The organism is Cohnella sp. SGD-V74 (assembly GCF_003001675.1).
GTDB lineage: Bacteria > Bacillota > Bacilli > Paenibacillales > Paenibacillaceae > Cohnella.
In genome coordinates this window covers 195,522-214,284 of record NZ_PVYW01000004.1, presented here as the reverse complement: position 1 = coordinate 214,284, position 18,763 = coordinate 195,522, and the positions used below count along the sequence as shown (strand labels likewise).

13 protein-coding genes are annotated in these 18,763 nt (G+C 60.3%); 2 read left to right on the top strand and 11 right to left on the bottom strand.

The annotated features are described in order from the left end of the window. The first annotated feature begins 155 nt into the window (after window positions 1–155). Window positions 156–1,079 (top strand): transposase, encoded by a 924-nt coding sequence (locus B0G52_RS08240; protein ID WP_158223630.1) that lies wholly within the window; start codon window positions 156–158, stop codon window positions 1,077–1,079. A gap of 406 nt (window positions 1,080–1,485) precedes the next feature. On the opposite strand, the gene ku is transcribed toward B0G52_RS08240, so the two are convergent. The 4 genes from ku to B0G52_RS08220 all read right to left on the bottom strand — a co-directional run bounded on the left by ku (window position 1,486) and on the right by B0G52_RS08220 (window position 6,536). Next, window positions 1,486–2,322, bottom strand: coding sequence for a non-homologous end joining protein Ku (gene ku / locus B0G52_RS08235; RefSeq protein ID WP_094043043.1), 837 nt, complete (start codon window positions 2,320–2,322; stop codon window positions 1,486–1,488). A gap of 67 nt (window positions 2,323–2,389) precedes the next feature. Further along, window positions 2,390–3,808, bottom strand: coding sequence for a sialate O-acetylesterase (locus B0G52_RS08230; RefSeq protein WP_094043042.1), 1,419 nt, complete (start codon window positions 3,806–3,808; stop codon window positions 2,390–2,392). Between the two features lie 7 nt (window positions 3,809–3,815). Then, on the bottom strand, window positions 3,816–4,769 hold the full coding sequence (locus B0G52_RS08225; RefSeq protein WP_094043041.1) for an ROK family protein: 954 nt from the start codon (window positions 4,767–4,769) through the stop codon (window positions 3,816–3,818). Between the two features lie 27 nt (window positions 4,770–4,796). Next, window positions 4,797–6,536 carry a class I mannose-6-phosphate isomerase gene (locus B0G52_RS08220; protein ID WP_094043040.1) on the bottom strand — a complete coding sequence of 580 codons (1,740 nt, stop codon included), beginning with the start codon at window positions 6,534–6,536 and terminating at the stop codon, window positions 4,797–4,799. Window positions 6,537–6,873: 337 nt separating this feature from the next. Here B0G52_RS08220 and B0G52_RS08215 point away from each other — a divergent pair, with 337 nt between their 5' ends. Continuing rightward, window positions 6,874–7,773, top strand: coding sequence for an AraC family transcriptional regulator (locus B0G52_RS08215; RefSeq protein WP_094043039.1), 900 nt, complete (start codon window positions 6,874–6,876; stop codon window positions 7,771–7,773). Window positions 7,774–7,847: 74 nt separating this feature from the next. Here the strand turns inward: B0G52_RS08215 and B0G52_RS08210 are convergent, their stop codons facing one another. From B0G52_RS08210 to B0G52_RS08180, 7 genes are all read right to left on the bottom strand, one after another. Next, entirely contained in the window at window positions 7,848–10,469 is a 2,622-nt protein-coding gene (locus B0G52_RS08210) for a glycoside hydrolase family 38 N-terminal domain-containing protein (RefSeq protein ID WP_094043038.1), read from the bottom strand. Next, entirely contained in the window at window positions 10,432–11,415 is a 984-nt protein-coding gene (locus B0G52_RS08205; RefSeq protein WP_094043037.1) for an ROK family protein, read from the bottom strand. Before B0G52_RS08205 ends, B0G52_RS08210 begins: the two co-directional genes overlap by 38 nt. A 20-nt stretch (window positions 11,416–11,435) precedes the next feature. Next, window positions 11,436–12,863 carry a DUF4185 domain-containing protein gene (locus B0G52_RS08200; RefSeq protein WP_094043036.1) on the bottom strand — a complete coding sequence of 476 codons (1,428 nt, stop codon included), beginning with the start codon at window positions 12,861–12,863 and terminating at the stop codon, window positions 11,436–11,438. Between the two features lie 155 nt (window positions 12,864–13,018). Further along, window positions 13,019–15,394: a discoidin domain-containing protein gene (locus tag B0G52_RS08195; RefSeq protein ID WP_094043035.1), complete on the bottom strand. Its 2,376-nt coding sequence runs from the start codon at window positions 15,392–15,394 to the stop codon at window positions 13,019–13,021. Window positions 15,395–15,443: 49 nt separating this feature from the next. Further along, window positions 15,444–16,352: a carbohydrate ABC transporter permease gene (locus tag B0G52_RS08190; protein WP_233162485.1), complete on the bottom strand. Its 909-nt coding sequence runs from the start codon at window positions 16,350–16,352 to the stop codon at window positions 15,444–15,446. Window positions 16,353–16,422: 70 nt separating this feature from the next. Then, window positions 16,423–17,787: an ABC transporter substrate-binding protein gene (locus tag B0G52_RS08185; RefSeq protein WP_094043033.1), complete on the bottom strand. Its 1,365-nt coding sequence runs from the start codon at window positions 17,785–17,787 to the stop codon at window positions 16,423–16,425. 116 nt (window positions 17,788–17,903) lie between these two features. Next, complete coding sequence (locus B0G52_RS08180; RefSeq protein ID WP_094043032.1) at window positions 17,904–18,740, bottom strand: carbohydrate ABC transporter permease; 837 nt, start codon at window positions 18,738–18,740, stop codon at window positions 17,904–17,906. Window positions 18,741–18,763 lie beyond the last annotated feature (23 nt).

Sequence of the window (18,763 nt, the reverse complement as noted above, 5' to 3'; positions counted from 1 at the left end):
AACTACGGCCAATCCGCTTCCATTTGATGAATATTTTTATATAAAATATTGTAAAAAATCCAAATATGAATTATAATAAGAACATACGTTCTGGATGGATGACTTCTCTTCCCGACGATATCGTTTAATCGCCAATGAAAGCGGTGGTGGTTCCCATGCCCAACGAAATGACGTTCGAACAATTTCGCACTCGCTACGCCACAGAAGCCGTATGCGCCGAGGCTTTGTTTCACGCGCGTTGGCCTAACGGGTTCAATTGTCCAAGCTGCGGGCACCGAGAATGCTACGAACTCCGCACCCGCAGATTGCCCTTATATGAATGCCGCTCCTGCCGCCGTCAAACCTCGTTGATCGTCGGCACGATCATGGAGGGCAGCCGGACGCCACTGACGCTTTGGTTTCAGGCTCTGTTTCTCCATGCCCGTCCGCAAGGAATCAGCGCATCCCGCCTGGCTTCCGTTATCGGTACCACCTACAAGACCGCATGGTTGATCTGTCACAAGATTCGTCATGCCATGTCGGCCTGCGATTCCCAAGAGCTGCTTTCCGGACTGGTACGGGTCAATTATGGGAAATACGGCCGTCCCTACAATCCAACGGTTTTCCGCCATCCTCAAAAGCAGCCTCTGATTTTGGGCGGAACGGTCTGCGCGGAGATTGGAATCACCCATCTCAAGATCAAGCAGGTTCCCGACGACCATCTCATTCAAGATCGAATTACCTCTCGGGGTAGTCACGAATTCGTCCAAAAACATATCGATTCCGCGAAAGCCGACGTCACCGTCATCATTCAGGAATTCAGCATTCACAGATACAGACCGCTTCTTGAGATTGCTTCGAATGCTTCCAACTGGATCAACTGGACATTCAGCGGAATTGGCCCCAAGCATCTCCAATCCTATCTGGATCAATACTGCTTCGGTTATAATCAGCTTCAACGAAAGACCGATTCTTTTCAAATACTGTTGACCCATAGCGCCGCAACTCCCACGTTGACTTATCCTGATTTGATCCAACGCGAGGATCAATCTGCCCAACGCAAGATTGCGTACGAGAAACTGCTGCGCGAAGCCTGCTAATTCCTCTTCCGTACCACCCGTCTAAACAAAAAACGCCTTCGGCGTCCTCTTGACGCAGAATAGCGTTTTTGTCGAAAATGCTTCCGAAAAGTACAGCGAATTTTATACGTTCTAAATCGTTCAACAATCGTCCGTCCCTTTCACCGCCTGCATTTCTCTTTCTGCGCCGCATTTATCCGTGTCCATTCACTTTCCTGAGCCACGTCTCCCGGCTTACAATTCGCATTCCCGGATCACATTTCCCCCATTCCAATCTGCTTTCCTGAGTCGCGGGGATAATGGCCATAAGCGCGAAAATCCGATGTGTATTGGGAGGGCCAAGCACGGCAGGCTCGGCAGCCCCTAGCGCACCTGAGACATGGGGATAATGGCCATATGGCCGAAAATCCGATGTGTACCGGAAGGGTCAGTGAGGGAGAGAGTCGTCCCCGGAAGAAGCGAAAGAGTCGTCGCCGCTTTTGGCCATTTCCAGGCTGGCGGTCAAGTTGGACAACAGATCCCCGAGATGGGTCTCGCGCCGCAAGATGGGTTCTTCCTGAATTCGCTGCTGAGGAGAGAGCTTAGTCATTTTATTTTCGAGCAGAGCCCGCAGCGCCTCGTCGTATTTGTTCGGGTACTTCGCGCCGACGAACGCGGAAGACATGGCCTCAATCAACTGGGAGAAAACGAAAAGATGATCCTCCGAAATATGAGCGTGAACGCGGTTGCCGGCGTTGGCGATTCGCTCCATCGGCCGAACCTCGTCTTCATAGAGCATCGTAGAGAGGACAAGTCCCTCCGCCGTCGGCCATAAAGCGGCGAGACTCTGCGCGGATCTGAGTGTAACGTATCCGATCCCGACTTTTCTGCCCCGAAGCATACCGGCGTGAAGCAGCCTAAACGTTTCTTCTCCAAGCTCGTCGGTTCCGACGTAGTAGTGCTTTTTCAGGCGGATGCGGTCAATGTCCGATTCGTCGGAGAATTGTTCGATGAACAGTGTTTTGGAGGCAGCCGGAGCGATGCTGCTTAATTCTTCTTCGGTCAACTCGACGTAATTGCCCCCTCCCAGATCGTAAGCTTTGCGTACGTCTTCCGGTTCGACCTTAGCGTCGCAGGCCCGGCAGTATTTCAAGTGGGACAGGGAGCCTCCGCAGACGGTATGGGTCGTCTTAAGCGAAATTTCCTTGTCTTCGGTCGCCGCATAGAGCTTGATCGGGATCTGGACTTTGGCGATTTGGATCGTACCTTTCCACATGGCATGCATTTCCGATTCCTCCCGTTATCGCAATCTATCAACAGGATTGCCCAAACGGTAGAATCGGATACACGCCTCACTCCGCCTGCAGGCGATAGAAGGCCAGCATCGGCAGCCGCGACTCGTCGTCGAATGGAACGTAGTAGGCGGGATTGGTCTCGTAAGCGCCGTGAACGAACGTCTCTCCCGACGGTTCTCTCGACAATGCGAGAACGATCTCGGTCTCTCCGGTTACGCGCCACTCGGTTACTTCAATCCGGCCGTGTTCGTCTTCCGCTGTGAAAACTTCCTCCTTCGTGTGTGCGAGCAGCTGTCCGGAGACATCCGAGAAGCGAAGAACGATTTCGAACGTGCCTGTTTCCTCGCTCTGGCGAATAGAAGCGGCTGAGGCGCGCGGAGCCCGGTGACGCTCATAGCCGCGTCTTTCGTAAACTCCGCCAAGAGCTGCGGCAGCCAACCGTTCGCCAATGAGGCGATTGCCGTCGGGGCCGTTGTGAATGTTGTCGCACACTCCGCAGTCCAGCGAAGGAACGACATATACGCCGGGCAGCCGCAAGGCCGCCTCTTTCTGGGCTTCCCTGACCCGTCCCCAGCAGCGATCCAGTTCGTCTCCGGTTTCCCAGCCGATCAAGCGGTTCAGTTGGACGGTAAGAACGGGCAGGCTGTCGTCCCCGAAATCTTCCCTCAAATGACGCACGAACGCTCCGAACCGCTCCAGATAGGTCGCGGATTCGTCGGTCTCCGGCATGTTTGCGTCCGAGCAGCCCTGATACCAGAGCAGGCCCTTCAGCCGACTGCCGGCGGCAGCCGCGATCTCGAGCATGTTCCGGTACAGCTCGCCCTGCTCCTCCGGGTTCCAACTGCGCAGGTGCGATCCGCCGAGCGCGGCCGGAATGAGACCGATCGGATAGCCGAGCTCCGCCTTCAACCGCTTCCCGAATAGGAGGAATGGCGAATGCCCGGGATTCGACCACTCCCGGTTGGGAGCGAACAACGTGTCGGTCGGATCGTTCAACGGGTGGCTGGCCATGTCCCATTGACCGTTCAACCGCAGCATGTGGACACCCGGCTCCGGCCGGTCGTCGCAAGGCCCTCTCCCGTATCCGGCCGCGTTGCTCTGCCCGGCGATGATCCAAAGATCTCCGACGCCGAGATGATGGATCATGTCGCCGCGCATCGGCCACTCCATCGCCGGATCGTCTTGCCGGACGCGAAGGCAGGTCTCGACCCGATACAGGCCTCCCGCGGGAACGCGCAGCGTCGCCGTCCATCGCCGCCCTTCTTCCATTACGCCGGGCGTCCAAGTCAGCACGAGTCGTCCGTCGTCCTCGCGAACGACTCGTGCATACACTTGAGCTCGCGCCAGTTCATAGTCGCCTTCCGCATGCCAGATTCCTCGCAGCGTTAGTTCCGCGTATCCATCCGCTTCTTGCTGCAAAATCGTCCAAGAGGAGGGAGCCTCCGTCAAATATGAGCCGTTCGCCCGCTTTTCCAATCGCGCGTCACCCTTTCCGATTCGGATCGTCCGAATCCGCCAAATGCGACAAACCGAGCAGTACCGACGTCTCCGGGTCCTTCGCTACAGCGAACCTCGGCGCTCCCCACGGCGTCCAGGCGGACGCCAGCGTTCTTTCGATGACGCGAGGCAGCACCCGGTCGGCGGATTTCATCAGCCCTCCGCTGAGCACGACGACTTCGGGATCGTACGCGTGGATCAGGTTCACGATACCGGCGCTCCAATGCTCCAGCAGACTGTCGACCAGTCTGCGCGCCCAATCCTCTCCTTGCTCGCCGGCGGCGATCACGTCCTCATACCCCAGCGCTCCCGGACGCTTCGCCAGCGGACTGTCGGAGAAGCCGGGCATCCGGCTCGCCCGGAGGCCCAGCGCCCAGTGGCTGGCTTGGGCTTCCATGCATCCGACGTTGCCGCAGGCGCACTTCTCGCCATGGATGTCCGTCGCCAGATGTCCGCCGAGAATGCCGGCCTGGTAATGCCTGCCCCGAACGATCGCGCCGTTCATGATGGCGGCCGTTCCGATGCCGGTGCCGAACATCATCAGCACCGAATCCTTCGTGCCGCGCGCCACGCCGTATGCCGCCTCGCCGAGCAGGGCCGCGCGCGCATCGTTCTCCATGACGAACGGCAGAGCGAAGGCGTTCTCCACCCACCGGCGGAAATCGAAGCCGATCCCGTCCGGGTATTTATCGTTGATCGACAGAAGCGCGCGATTGTCCGCGTCCACGATGCCGGGCAGAGCCAATCCGACGCCGCGGCATGCCGGGAGAGACAAGCCGTTCTCCCGCAGCAGCCCTTCGACGGTCTGCTCGACTTCCGGAAGGCGCCCGGCCAGCCCCTGCTCCGAATAGGCCGGAATGCTCGCTTTGGCCGTCACTCTTCCTTGGTCTATCAATCCGATTTTAATGTTCGTTCCGCCGAAGTCAATGGCGATGTTCATGGTGCATTCCTCCGCTTACCGCTCGATTCAGGTTCTCACGTAGGCTTTAATCGTCGCCAAGCGCGTTCCTTCGCTGCGGGCGGTCGGGCTGATCGTATATTCGCCGACCGCCGCGGGAATGACGAACGTTTCGGCGTAGCGGACGACGAAGGGTTCGAACGCGCCGCTTGGACTTTCGACGACCGCTTCTTCCCCTTCGACCAGGTTCAGCATCTGAACGCCGCCGTTCGTATGATGAGGCACTTTGCCCGTGAACCAGTGGCGCCGGGTCTCGATAAATTCCAGCTCGTGCAGCCCTGTCCGCTCCTCCGTCCAGCCGTCTCCCTCCGCGACCCGCTCCGTTCGATCGATCAAATTGCTTTTTACCCATTCGGTCCTGCGATCCCACTGGATGTTGCGCTTGCCGTGCTCCAGATGTACCGGGCGAGGCTTGCCGTCCAATCCCAGCCTGTCCCAGTCCCACAGCTTAAACGTGAAAATGTACGGCGTCGCGCTGATCTCAAGCACCATCGTGTCCGTGCAGGAGCAGTGGACGGTTCCGGCCGGAATCAGGAAGTGATCATGCTTGCGGGCAGCGAACTCGTTGACGTGGCGCTCGGCGGGGAAGGTGAAGCCGCCTTGCTGCGCCCGCTCCAGATCGGCGATCATGCTCTCGGGATCGACGTCTTCTTTTAACCCCAGATATACCGTTCCGCCTTCCTTGGCCTCCAAAATGTAATAGCTCTCGTCCTGCGTGTAGCTCATGCCGAAATGCTGCTTGATATAATCCGTCAGCGGATGCACCTGCAAGCTCAGGTTCTGTCCGCCGATCGTATCCAGGAAGTCGAATCGGATCGGAAACTCCGCTCCGAAGCGCGCGTATACCCGCTCTCCCAGCAGCGCCCTCGGTTCGAAGAACACGACGTTTAAGGAAGGCAGCTCGAGGCGCAGCTCGTCGTATTGGAAATAAAGGCTGTTTTCTTCCGGTACGCCGTCGAAGCCCCATGCGTAAGGATTGTCCCGCGGCTCAAGGCCGATGTTCTCCACCAGCCAATGCCCGCCCCAGACGCCGGGGTCGAAGTACGGAACGAGGCGGAACGGCCTGCTCGCGGTTTCGCGGATGCCGGCGAACAGCGCCGCCCCCGTCACCATCCGGGGATCGTCCTTCCGGTTCGTATCGAGATAGTAATCCGCCCGCTCCAACAGCGACCGTTTCAATCGATCCGCCGTACGCCACTCGACGAAGAACCCCCGCTTGTATTTTCTGAGAATGTCCTCGTCTTCATTGCCCGCCCGCCAGTTGCCGAACTCCTTGCTGCGGTAGCGTTGCTGGATCTCCCAGCGCGCCAGATCGGCGTAGACGAGCACGTCGCCGTCGGCGACAAGAGACGCTCCGAATCCGATGACGATAACGATTCCCTCTTCGATCTCTCGAACCTGGGCGGACATTGCGTTTAACCGCTCCGAGTCGTAAAACTCGTCTATCGTAAACGGCGCCAGGTAACCGAACACCCGGTCGTCCGTTAAGTAACGCTCCAGCTTGGCCTGCAGACGTTCGGCATCCAGAGCCGCATCCTCCGCCAGGAAAACCCCGGCCGGATTCAGCCCGCGAAGGCCCTGAACGATCTCGTCGACGCGGACGGCCGGATAACACTCCACGACGATCACCGTTTTGTCCCGCTCGCCCGCCTCCTCGGCCAGCCTGCCGGCAATCGGACCGTAACCGGCCCATGCTTCCCGTCCCCATCCGTCGATCTTGACGATCGGTTCCTTATCGTACAATGCCACTCCGTCGTCCCCCTGTTCGTTCTTGTTCTCCTCTTCATCTTAGGCTGGAAGCGTTCTCGCGTCTTTTCAGAGAAGAGACGGCGTTTTATAAAAAATGGACAGAAACCGGACAGGGCGTGTATGCAACCTCCGAGGACAGCAGATGTTGCCGAATTTTCGTTCCATGCAAGGAACTTTTGTGAAGGCGTACCGGGGGTACGTCAAGCAAAAGTGGCGCAGCAGGGGAGGTGATAGATGCCTCTGAGCGGGTTTGCATACACGCCCTAGGAGATCAACGTCTTCCGTTGCTTTCGGATGCCTCCTTCGTTAAGATGAAGGTAACGGATGGTGTTCAACAATGGAATTCACGCAGCAGGATTTGAATCACTTCAATGCCGTACTTAACGACTACGCCGCGAATCTGAGCGGCTCGGAGCTCTCCTTCTACGTCCACTATTGGGGCGGTGAAAAGAAGCTCTACACGAACCATGTTCACAAACATTCCTTTTTCGAAATTTGTTATGTCATCGACGGAAACGGAACCTATGAGGAAGGCGCGCATCGGCTGCCGATCGGGCCGGGCACGCTGTTTATGTCGCGGCCTCATCTGAAGCATCAGATCGTCAGTGAGGAAGGCTTGTACATCGTGTTCGTCGCTTTCGAACTCATTCCGGCGGAATCTTCCAAGGAAGGCTTGAGGAGATTTCGCAATCTGGAGAAATCCCGCACCTTCTTCCTGCGAGACGCGCAGAGCTGCCCCGCGGTGCTGATCTGGCTCGCCTTGCTGCAGCAGGTGGCCGCTTCGCGGCATTTTCTCGAGGAAGGCATTCTCGGGCTGGCCCGAGCTTTGATGACGTCTTTCGAAAGCGTATTCTCGGATCAGAAGGGACCGGCCAAAACCGTGCCCGTCCCCAATTCCTCGTCCACGCTGGTGCACCGGGCGAAGCTGTACATTCGCGACAATCTGGCCCAAGAGCTGACGCTCTCGACGGTCGCCGATTACTTGCACGTGTCTTCGCGCCATCTCTCCCGTCTGTTCGGCGAAGAGCTGGGCCAGTCGTATTCCGCTTACGTCCGGAAGGAACGAATCCGGCAGGCCGTGTCGCTGCTCACGACGACAGACTGGTCGATCAAGCGGATCGCGGAGGAAACCGGCTTCGAGACGGTGCACTATTTCACGACCGTGTTCAAAGCCGAAATGGGCGAGCCTCCGGGGCAATTCCTCAAGAAGCTGAAGGAGCAGACGGAGATGTTCTGACCCAGGCATTCGTCGCACAATGCAAAAAACGGTTGGCGGGGATAAAGGACCCGGCCAACCGTTTTTTTGAGGAGTTACGAAGAAGCTGCGAAGGAGATTCGGACAGCGGAAAGCCCGCCGGCTTCCAGAACGCCGCGTATTTCTCCCCCCGTCGCCTCCAGCGCCTCTACGTTCTCTTCCAATACGTTCACGCGGAAGGCGCGAGCGATGGCTGCGCCCGGCACTCCAAGCACGTATGGAGCGGCCTCACCGCCCGATACGCCCTGAATATGCTGCAGCCGGACGACGATGCCGTCGCCGTCGTCGGCAGCTTTGACGTAAGTCGCGGCCACGCCTTCGCCGGATACCTCCAGCAGAGTTCCTTCCGCTGCCTCCGGGCAAACGTAAGCCGGAAACTGCTGAATCGGCAGCGAAGCTTCGAACCCGACGCGCGCCATCTCCTCCGGCCGGAATGGACCGGAGAACGGAAGGAGCCGATACGTCAGGGCAATCGGGCCGGGCTGGCTGGCCCGGAAATTGGTGTCCCAGTAGTTGTTCAGCGGCCATGCCAGCAGCAACGGATTGGCGTCGCGCAGAATCGTCGCGCTCTCCCGGCCAAAATTGAAGCCGCCGATCTGCACGAGCGGAGCATCCGGACAAGCCAGAGTGACCCCGTAGCGGCCGTCGTACACCGATACGGCGCGATCCGCCGTCACCCAATCCCGGCTGACGCCCGGAAGCTGGTCGTCGTCCAGCCGCACCGGCGTGCCGGCCGTGTCGAAGACGGCTTCCCATCCCGCGTTCAAACGGAGCGGAAAAGCGAAGTAGAGCGACTCCGGTTCCCGGTCGTCCGTCTTGTCCATCAGCGCCCGCAGCTCGATGTCCGGACGATCGCGGAACAGCGTGATCCGCTGCTCCAGCTTGCGGACGCCCGGCGCCTCCCAGACGAGCGTCAGCGTAACTCCGCTGTCGTGCTCGGCGGCGGAGCACGACAGCAACCGGTCCGCGCCTCTGCGGCGGGCCTTCCAGTCATTGTTCCAGCAACTGATACTGTTGTTGCCCTTGTCGATGTCGCGCAAGAACAGCGTCTCCCGGTGGCGCCGGCCGCGAAGCGGATCGGGCATCTCGTACACGTACTGGAACAACGTCCACTCGCTGTCCGGATCGATCATCGACCAGCCCGCTTTCTTATCGAACAGCTCCGCGATCCGTCCGGTCTGCGGGTCGTAGTCGAGCCGGTAATACGGGGTCTCGATCCGCCCCGGCTCCAGCTTCAGTTCGTCCTCCGCTTTTATGGGGCGGGCAAGCACCGAATGAGGAACCTTCCTCCAGCTAAAGGGAGGGACGGTGATCTTGCCGAAGGACGGCAGGCTCCAATCCGTGTCCAGGTTGTTGGCATGCACGCATAACCGAGATGCCGTCAGGTGACGGCCTACGTGGTACCAATGCTCCGGCAGCCGCAGATCGACGGTCTGCTCCACGGCCGACGCGTTCACAAGCAGCGTCCCCTCCGGCTTGCCGGACTGCGGCGGATTGCCGGCGAAGCGCTCCAGTTCTCTGTTGAGCAAATACCCGCTAAGGCTGTTCGCCTGATGGGCGAAATGCGCTTTGTGCCCCCACAGCACTTTGGCGTACGTCGAGTCGGGATCGGTGACGGAAATGTTGGCTCCCCACGTATGCTCGTCGTACAGCTGAACCTGTTCCCAAGCTTCGTCGTACAAAGCTGCGTCCGACGCAGGCAGCGGCTCGCCGCGGAAGGCGGCAAGAAACTCCGCGCTCTGGAGGGCCGTCTTGGACCGACGGCTCAAACGGGTTTCGTCGGCGGAGCTGGCCGCTCCGAAATTCCAGTAATCGGTCCAGTCTCCCGAATAGGCGGGCACTTGCTCGCGAGGGAGCTCCCGCAGCCGCTCAAGCAGCATCTCCGGCGTTGCCATGCGAATCCGGGGACCAAGCCCCTCGGCGTTCCAGCGCCGGATCATGCCGAGCAGCTCGGTGTCCGGAGGCGTATTGTCGAACAGCGGGATGTTGGTCGCCGACAGATAGACGAACTCGTAAGGGTAATTTTCGCTGGCCAGGCGGGACAAATAACGGTCCAGCCCCGCCTTCATCTTGGCCATGTCGTTCTCCCACAGCTCTCCGAACTGCGTAAACAGCGAGTAGTGCTCTCCGTGGAAGGTGAGCAGCTCTTGCCGGTTCGGCGCCGACCAGCGGAACGCGCTCGGGCGCTTAAACGGAATGCCGCCGAAATGGATGTTGACGCCGGTCGTGTAGAGCTCGATGCCCGCGTCGAGCAGGATTTGCGCGAACGTCCACGGCTGGCCGTTAATGTCATGGTTGATCGCGGTGCGGATCGGCGCGCCGAAGCGCTCGCGAAGTACCCTGACCGGCCGCAGCGCGCGAATCATCTCCTCCGCGGAGCAGAGCGGCGTGCTGTGCAGGTTCACCGCCGTCAGGCAGATCTGCCCGCTCCGCACGCACGCGGCGAAGCGTTCGACGCTTGCCTCGTCCGCCGTCTCCAGCCAGCGCACGACCGGCTCGGTCGCCTCGCACGTCCAATAGAAACGGTCCTCCTCCGGCTGGTCCGCCGTCTCTTCGCACAGCTCGATCGCCTGATCGATATACGATTTCTGCAGCTCCCACAACACCGGCTGCGGGTGCGTATAGCCGACATCCAAATGGCTATGATGGTATACGAGAATTTCCCGGATCCCGGCCATAAGTTTCCCTCGCTTTCGTCTCGTTAATGGTTTGGCGGAGCAGCAGCGACACTCCGGCGAACGCGCTCAGCGACGTATCGTCGGTCACTTCCAGGGCGACGTCGCACCCGCTGAGCGCCTGCCGCACGCGATCCAGGAACAGCTCCTGGCTCTTGACGATCTGTCCGCCGATAACGACCGCTTCCGGACGGAACGCCTCCAGAAACGGCAGCAGCATCTCGCCGATCATGTCGCCGAACCGGTGGAAGACGCCGATCGCTTGCGGGTCTCCTTCGCGCGCCATCTCGGCTACGTTCTTCACGTCCAGGCCATCGTCCAGTCCCGCTTCCCTCATGAGGCGAACGATGCCCCTCTTGGAAATGTAATCGTCCACGATCGAGTCCCGGAACGGCTGATTGTAGATCCAGCCGTGCTCGGGCACGTCCTCCCGATACTTGACGAGGGAGCCTTCCTCCAGAAAAGCCGAGCCTGCACCTGTACCGATCGTCAGGCACAGCGCCCTGCCGTAAGCTCTTGCCTTGCCTGCGGCGTATTCCCCCAATGCGAACAGGTTCGCGTCGTTCTCGAATACGATGTGAAAATCGGGCGAGCGCTTGCCGGCGAACCAGCTCTCGTTTGCCAGTCTCGCGGTCAGCTCCTGCCGCAAATTCACCCCGTAGATGTTCTCGAACTTGTCCACGCCCCGAATGTAGCTGATGCCTTCCTCATAATCGAACGGCCCGGGAAAGGCGTAGCCGATGCCGTCGATCCGGAACGTTTTGTCCATAATCCGGTTCGTCTGCTGCTTGATCAATTCGACGAAATGCGCGAGCAGTTCGTCCTTCGACTCCTTGGACTTGGAAGGATAGATCATGTAGGAATCCGGAACGAGCTTTCCGAGCGCGTTCATGACTGCCGTCTTGATGAACAGGCCGCCGATGTCGAATACGATAGTATATTTTTTCATGTTCCCGCTCTCCCGTTCGTTTAGACAAGCTGCCGAATCCGGATGAATCTTGGCCGGTAGATGCCGCCGAACGCCATGTGGGCGTCCATGCTCGTCGTGTTTACGTTGTAGCTGGCCAGCAGCTCGCCCGGACGCGACAGGTGCGGATGGGCTTTGGCATTGTACGAGTAGATGCCGTGCCCCTCCTCGGGCTCCATGCAAGCATGCACCGGCACATACGGGCCGAAGGGTCCGACCGGGCTGTCTCCCGCGCTCACCGCCACGCGGTTCCCGGACACTCCGCCCTGCTGGACGACGAGGACGTATTTCCCGTCCAGAAATCCGCCGGTTACGGGAGAGACGCTCAGCTCGGACGAGACGCCGGAGGCGATCGGCGCGCACAGCTCCTTGCGCTCCGTCCAGCCGCTTCCGTCCCAGAACGTCCATTTGTCCGTCCGTTCCAGCTCCTCCGCGGGAACGCGGGCGACGACAAGCTTCGTGACGCCGTCGTTCTGCAGCCCGTACACGTAGACGCAACCGTCCGGATCGGGAACTCCGGCCTCTTCCGTACAGGGCAGCACAGCGGCGCCGAAATAAGTCGTATGGCCGGAGGCCGACTGGAAGTACAGATCCGTATCCGCCTGCTCCTGGCGCTCCAAGTCCGGGCCGTCCGCCTCCATCGGCGCGGATACCCGGACGACGCCGTGCACCGCGAACTGAAAGCCTTCCGGACCGTTCGGATTCGGCCCAACGATCAGCGGGAAGCAGTGAAACTTGCCGCCGACCGACGTTCCGTCCTGCAGCCAGTAATACGTGCCTTCGTGCGCCAGACCGTTCGGCGTTCGCGGCACGATCGCGCTGTCGGGGACGTCTCCTTCCCGGTTCCACAGGAAGGCGATCGCCGCCGGGTCCGGACGATCTCCGTCCAGCAAAGCCAGCGTATTATTGATCATGACCGTATTTTTGCGTTCGTCGGTCTGCTCGTCGACCGTGCCGATGAATGTGTCCCCGAACAGAAACAAAGTTCGGGTCTCCGCCGAGCGGCCCGGCGCTTCCACGCCGTTCAGCGGAATCGAATAGATGCCGTCGGAGCCCGTCCAGCCCTCTCTTCTATGAAACAGCCGCGTCCACTCCTCGGCCGGCTCGGCCGCAAAACCCACTCCGGCCAGGAAGGCTCCCGCCTCCCCCTTCGTCCTGACGTATCTCGCATGCGGCACGCTCTCCGGCCGCTGCGGGTCGCCCGGCTGCGGGGCGGAGAATGGCGTCCAATCTTTGCCGTTGAGAGAAAGTTCCGCTCCCCCAAGCGGGTCGTCACCGTCGCTTCCGCGGATTTCGCCTAGCGGATACGTGGCGCCGAAATCGTAAATCGTCCATTTTCCGGCCGCTCCTTCTTCCGCGCCCCAGCTTCGGACGACCGGTATCGGATCTCCTTTGCGCCTCGGGAGGCGCGTTTCATGTTCGTTGTTCATGGTCTCAAGCACCTCCTGATCTGTGTATCGCCGTATTTCGTTCTGCGGTTCCGTCTATTCCGCGCATTGATTGCGTAACCGTTAATCTCGTATTCGCTCATCTCGTATTCGTTAAATCCCGGGCGTTGGTTCCGAGCCCGTTAATCCGGCGTTCGTCAAGATGACGGAGCAAGCTCCCGCAAGCGAATCCAGCGAGGCCGATAAATATCGGCGTTGTTCGCGTTCGCCGCCAAGCTCGTCGAGTTGACGTTGTAGGTGACGAGAAGCTCGCCGTCCTTGGACAGATGCGGATGGGCCTTCGCGTTGTACGTCACGATGTCCTGCCCCTCCGCCAGCTCCGGCGTATGGTAGATCGGCGTCAGCGGAGCGAACGGGCCGTACGGCGAGTCTCCGACGGAATACGCCACAAGTCCGCTGATCGAATCCTTCTCGCAGACGAGCACGTACTTTCCTTTCCACCGTCCCCAAGTCATCGGGGTCACGCTAAGCTCCGGAGAAACTCCGTCCAGCAGTTCCGCGGCGTCCTCGATCCGCTCCGACCAGCCGGCGCCGTCCCAGAAACGCCACTTCGCGTCGTCGCCAATCGATTCGGGCAACGTTCGGGCGACGGTCAGCCGCTTGACGCCCTGAGCGTCGATCTTATAGCCGTACACGTAGATATAGCCGTCCGGCTCGGGCGCTTCCGCCTCCGCCGTGTTGTCCACAATGCCCGCTCCGAACGCGATCTCTCCGCCGGCCGGAAGCTGCTTGAAGAGGCCGGTGTCCTCTTGCGTCTGCGCCGCGTAATCCGGGCCGCTCTCCGTCATCGGCACGGCGATCCGAGCCACGCCGCGGGTCGCGAACTGGAAGCCGGGCGGCTGGGCCGGGTCCTTCGTCATCAGCAGCGGGAACACAATCAGCTTCCCGTCGCGGACGATGCCGTCCTGCAGCCAGTACCAGCTTCCCGGCATCTCGGCCGCCAGCGGCGTATGCGGCGTGAACAGGGACAGATCCGCCGACTTCGGCGCCCATTCGAACCGGATGGCGTTCGGGTCGGGCTCCCCGCCGCTTAACACCGCGATGGAGTTGTTAACGATCGCGCCCGACTCCCTTGCCCGCGATACCGGATTCGCTTGTCCGGAGTAGGTGTCGCTGAACAGAAACACGGTTTGCGCGTCGCCGTCGGCGGAGCCGGGACGCTCCGAGCCGCCGACCGGAACGGAGAAGATGCCGTCCGCTCCTGTCCAGCCCTCGTAACGGCTGAACAGCCCCGTCCACTCCGGCTCCGGCTCGGCGGCCAGCCCCGCTCCGGCGAAGAAGCGCAGCTCGCTGAGCCCGTAGAGCGGCTGCCCGTTCTCCTCCGCGCCCCAATTGCCTTCGCCCGCTCCGCCCTGCGGAACCAGCTTCACGTAGCGGGCCGAAGCGTCCCCGAATCGCACCGGTCCCCTCCCGCCGTCCAAATTCGTCGCCGCGAGCCGCGCGGAGCCGTCCGCCCGGGCCAGCCGGTACGGGTAGCCGTCGCCGCGAAGCTCGGTCCAGTCCGTTCCGTCGATCGAATAATAGATGGCGACGTCTCTCACTCCGGCCGCGCCGGGATCGCCGTCGTCCTTGCCCGCTTCCGCGGCGTTGTAATTCCAAACCCGCATCTCTCCGAGCGGATAGGTTCCGCCGAGATCGACCGTAAGCGCCGGCGCTTCCCCGCCGCTTCCCGGCGCGAGCCACATCGTGCGGGCGTCGCTGCCGTGCCGGACATCCTTGCCGCTTCCCGTGAGAATGCCGTACCGGTTGACGGCATTCTCCGGACGGGAAGCCGCTTCGTCTCCGGAAGTGTCGGACGCGCCCGCCGGATCGATTGCCCCGCCGTACGATACTTCGCCGGCATGGCGGTAAAAGCGAACCTCCGCCAAACCAAAGACGCGTTCTTCCCGCGAGGACCAATTGCCTTCGCCGGGCTTCTCCGCCGCCTCCAGCCTGACGTAACGCGCAGGCGCGCCGCCGAACCGCAAGGGGCTTGCCTTCCCGTCGTCCAGGTTCGTCGCGGACAGCCGCGCCGAACCGTCCGCCTTGGCCAGCCGGAACGGATACCCGTCGCCCTTCCACTCGTCCCATGTATCTCCATCCGCCGACAGATAGAGGCTTACGTTCCTCAATCCGCGCTCGGTTAGCGGCGCGTCCGGCGAATTGTTTTCGTTGTCGTTGTAGTTCCAGATCCACATCTCCCCGAGCGGCTCCACCCTTCCCAAGTCGAAGGTCAGGACGGCCGCTTCGCCCGGCTTCGTCTCGGCGCACCACATCGTGCCGCTGCGGTTGCCGTGAGCATGCGAGCGCGCTTCTGTGCCGGACATGCCCGATTGATCCGCCGCTCGGCGCGCGAAACACCCGTCGGCCTCGGCCCCCGTCGCGGACGCCACCGCCATATAAGCTCCGCGGTTCGACGCAGCCTCCGCAGCCGGCTTCCCGCCGGACGGCCAGAACGCTCCTATCGCGGCGGCAAGCGCCAGAACGAACACGGAAGCGCATGCGGCAATGCCGATTTTCGTGCTTCTCTTCATCGGGGCAACCCCATTTCCGCCGGTCCGATTCGTACCGCCCTTCGGAAGGCTATTTCGAATCGGCCCCTTCGTAATAAACCCACTTCGAGCTCGTCTTCAGAATGACGAGCGTCAGCGCCATCGCGATGAGCAGCAGCACCCAGGCGAGCGCCGAAGCGTAGCCCATCTGCAAATCCTTGAACGCCTTGTTGTACAGGTACAGCGCATAGAACATCGTCGAATTGTTCGGTCCGCCGCCCGTCATGATGTACGCTTGAATGAACACCTGGAAGCCGCCGAGCACGCCCATGATCACGTTGAAGAAAATGGTCGGCGTCAGCATCGGGATCGTAATGTTCCAGAACTGCCGGAGCTTGCCCGCCCCGTCGACGATGGCCGCTTCGTACAAGCTCCTCGGGACGCCCTGCAGCCCTGCGAGGTAGATGATCATTGTGCCGCCTACGGCCCACAGATTCATCAGCACCATGGAAGGCTTAGACCAGAGTTCGTCGGTCAGCCAGCCCGGTCCGACGATGCCGAAGTTCGCCAGGAACGTGTTGATCAGGCCGAAGTTGCCGTCGAGAATCCACTGCCAGAGCAGCGCCACGGCCACGCCGGACACGACGCTCGGCAAAAAGTAAATCGTCCGGAACACGCGGATACCGAACGCCTTCTGGTTCATCAGGACGGCGACCAGCACGCCCAGCACCGTGTTCAGCGGCACGCTCAAGGCGACGTAATACAGCGTGTTGCCCAAGCTCTTGTAGAAGAGCGGGTCCTGGGTGAACATGAACTTGTAATTCAGCAGGCCGACCCACTTCGGCGGGCTGTAGATGTTGTAGGAGGTGAAGCTCAAATACAGGGAATACAGAATCGGAAAGCCCATAAACACGAGAAATCCGATCAGGCCCGGCGAGAAAAACAGATAGCCGTTCAGCGCTTCCTTGGTGCTTAATTTCATCGGGCGGCGTGCTTGCACGGAATCGTACCCCTTTCTTGGCGTTTCGACCGTCCGCCCCTGAAGGGCGGACGGCGAAACCGAAGCTCTGTCATTGCGTCTTCGCGAAGTTGGCGACAGCGTTCTCGGCGTCCTTCTGCGCTCCGTCCAGGAATTCCTTAGGATCCTTGCCGGAGTTCAGCACCGCCTGCTCGACCGGATCGAGATTGCCGTGCCAGGACGGCATCGCCTCGATGTATTCAATGAATCTGGAATGCTCCATCTGATCCACGATCATTTTCCAGTTCGGGTCGTCCATAAACTTCGGATCGGTGGCCGCCTTCATGTTGGAGACGAGCGAGCCGGACGCCTCGTGAATTTGCACCTGCACCTCTGCGCTGGTCAAATACTTCATCAGTTCCCATGCCGCCGCGGCGCGCTTGTCGTCCTTGTTGTTGACGAGCTCCAGGCTGAAGCCCGCGGACCAGCTGGCCGGATTGGCCTTGTAAGGAATCGGAGCGACGCCGAAGTCCAGATCGGGCGCGCGGGTCTGGATCTCGCTGTACAGGTTGTTCACGTCGACGATCATCGCCGCCTTGCCCGCGATGAACGGGCTGAAGCCGAGCGCACTCGCCTGGGAGTTGAACGCGGACATCGCTTTGACGCCGTATTTGTCCTGAATCTTTTTCTCCCATTGCAGCGCTTCGAGATTTTGCGGCGAATTGAAGGTCGGCTTGCCCTCGTCGTCCCAGAAGTCGCCGCCGTTCGTCCAGGCCAGCGTCCAGAAGTGCAGGTTGCCGAGCGCCGGGGAGAAGCCGATGACGTCCAGCATTTTGTTGTCGTTCCACTTGGTCAGCTTGTCGGCGTACTGCTCCAGCTCATCCCAGTTGGCCGGAGGCGTGTTCGGGTCCAGACCGGCGTCCGCGAACATTTTCTTGTTGTAGTACAGCACCCGCACGTCCGTATCGTTAGGCATGCCGTACATTTTGCCTTCGTACGTCATCCGGTCGACGAGAACCGGGAAGTAGTCGTCCAACTGCACGCCGTCCCGGGCGATGAACTCGTCGGTGCTCAGAATCGCTCCCGTCTTGGCGCGGGAAGGCACCGTGCTCGTATCGTTGAGCGCCAGGTCCGGGCCGCTTCCGGCCGCCATCGCCGTGGACAGCTTCGTCCAGTAGTCGAAGAAGTTGACGCCGAGCTGCTCGACGGTGATATGGGGATTTTTGGCCTGGAAATCGGCCAGCAATTGGTCCGTCAGCTCCTTCATCGGCCCGTCCGTGTAAATGTGCCAGTACGAAATGGTAACGGGGTCCTGGTTCGGCGCTTCGCTGGCCGGAGCGGAAGCCGACGGCGATGCGGATGCCGACGCCCCTTGGGACGCAGGCTGGGTTTCGTTGTTGTTTTTGCTGGAACAAGCGGACAATGCGGACAGCGACAGCACGGCGGAAAGCATAAGGATAAAGCCCTTCTTTTTCATCTTTGTCGTGACCTCCCATAGGAATGGTTCGAATTTTTGCGTTGCGCCAAGCCTGATCGGATTACGTTGCCTAAACCCGCATCACCCCTCTCGCGTCGGCGGGGAATCCCCGCCGGTCAGCCTTTGACCCCGGTCAGCGTCACGCCCTCGATAAAGTAGCGCTGGAAGGAGAAGAATAGAGCCAACGTCGGCAGCATGACGAGCAATGAAGCCGCCATCATGACGTTCCAGCGCGTGCCGTACTGCTGCTGGAAGCTGCGAAGCCCGAGCATCAGCGTAAACTTGTCCGGATCGTTCAGGTAAATCAGAGGGCCCTGGAAATCGTTCCAGACGAGCGTGAAGGTGAAAATTCCGAGCGTCGCTAACGCGGGCTTCGACAGAGGCATGAAAATTCTCCACCAGATGTATCCTTCGGAGCACCCGTCGATTTTGGCCGCCTCGCTGAGCTCTTTCGGGATCGTCATGAAAAACTGCCGCATCAGGAAGATGTAGAAAGCGCTGCCGAAGAAAAACGGCACGATCAGCGGCAAGTACGTGTTCACCCACCCGAGCTCCTTGAACAGAATGAACAGCGGAATCATCGTGACCTGGCCCGGAAGCATCATCGTGGCGAGCAGAAGGACGAACCAGACGTCTCGCCCCGGCCACCGAAGCCTCGCGAACGCATAGGCGACGAGCGACGAGGACAATATGGCGCCAATCATGGACAGCCCGGTAATGAGCACGGTGTTCCACGTATAACGCAGGAACGGGAACGATTCCACCGCTTTGCGATAATTGTCCCAATGGACCGGCTCGGGAATCCACTTCGGCGGAATCTCGAACAATCCCGTATCCCCTTTCAGGGAAGTGGACAACAGCCAGACGAGCGGCAGGATAAACGCCGCGCTTCCGGCCAACAGCAGCGTGTATACGACGATCCGATGGAATAGGCCTTCCGATTTCAACGTCATGTGTTCGATCTCCCATCTCTTGT

What these genes read in the sequence shown, in the direction of transcription:
- B0G52_RS08180 (WP_094043032.1), bottom strand. Translation starts at nt 18,740, where the DNA reads ATGACGTTGAAATCGGAAGGCCTATTCCATCGGATCGTCGTATACACG.
- B0G52_RS08205 (WP_094043037.1), bottom strand. Translation starts at nt 11,415, where the DNA reads ATGAAAAAATATACTATCGTATTCGACATCGGCGGCCTGTTCATCAAG.
- B0G52_RS08185 (WP_094043033.1), bottom strand. Translation starts at nt 17,787, where the DNA reads ATGAAAAAGAAGGGCTTTATCCTTATGCTTTCCGCCGTGCTGTCGCTG.
- B0G52_RS08210 (WP_094043038.1), bottom strand. Translation starts at nt 10,469, where the DNA reads ATGGCCGGGATCCGGGAAATTCTCGTATACCATCATAGCCATTTGGAT.
- B0G52_RS08195 (WP_094043035.1), bottom strand. Translation starts at nt 15,394, where the DNA reads ATGAAGAGAAGCACGAAAATCGGCATTGCCGCATGCGCTTCCGTGTTC.
- ku (WP_094043043.1), bottom strand. Translation starts at nt 2,322, where the DNA reads ATGCATGCCATGTGGAAAGGTACGATCCAAATCGCCAAAGTCCAGATC.
- B0G52_RS08240 (WP_158223630.1), top strand. Translation starts at nt 156, where the DNA reads ATGCCCAACGAAATGACGTTCGAACAATTTCGCACTCGCTACGCCACA.
- B0G52_RS08225 (WP_094043041.1), bottom strand. Translation starts at nt 4,769, where the DNA reads ATGAACATCGCCATTGACTTCGGCGGAACGAACATTAAAATCGGATTG.
- B0G52_RS08200 (WP_094043036.1), bottom strand. Translation starts at nt 12,863, where the DNA reads ATGAACAACGAACATGAAACGCGCCTCCCGAGGCGCAAAGGAGATCCG.
- B0G52_RS08215 (WP_094043039.1), top strand. Translation starts at nt 6,874, where the DNA reads ATGGAATTCACGCAGCAGGATTTGAATCACTTCAATGCCGTACTTAAC.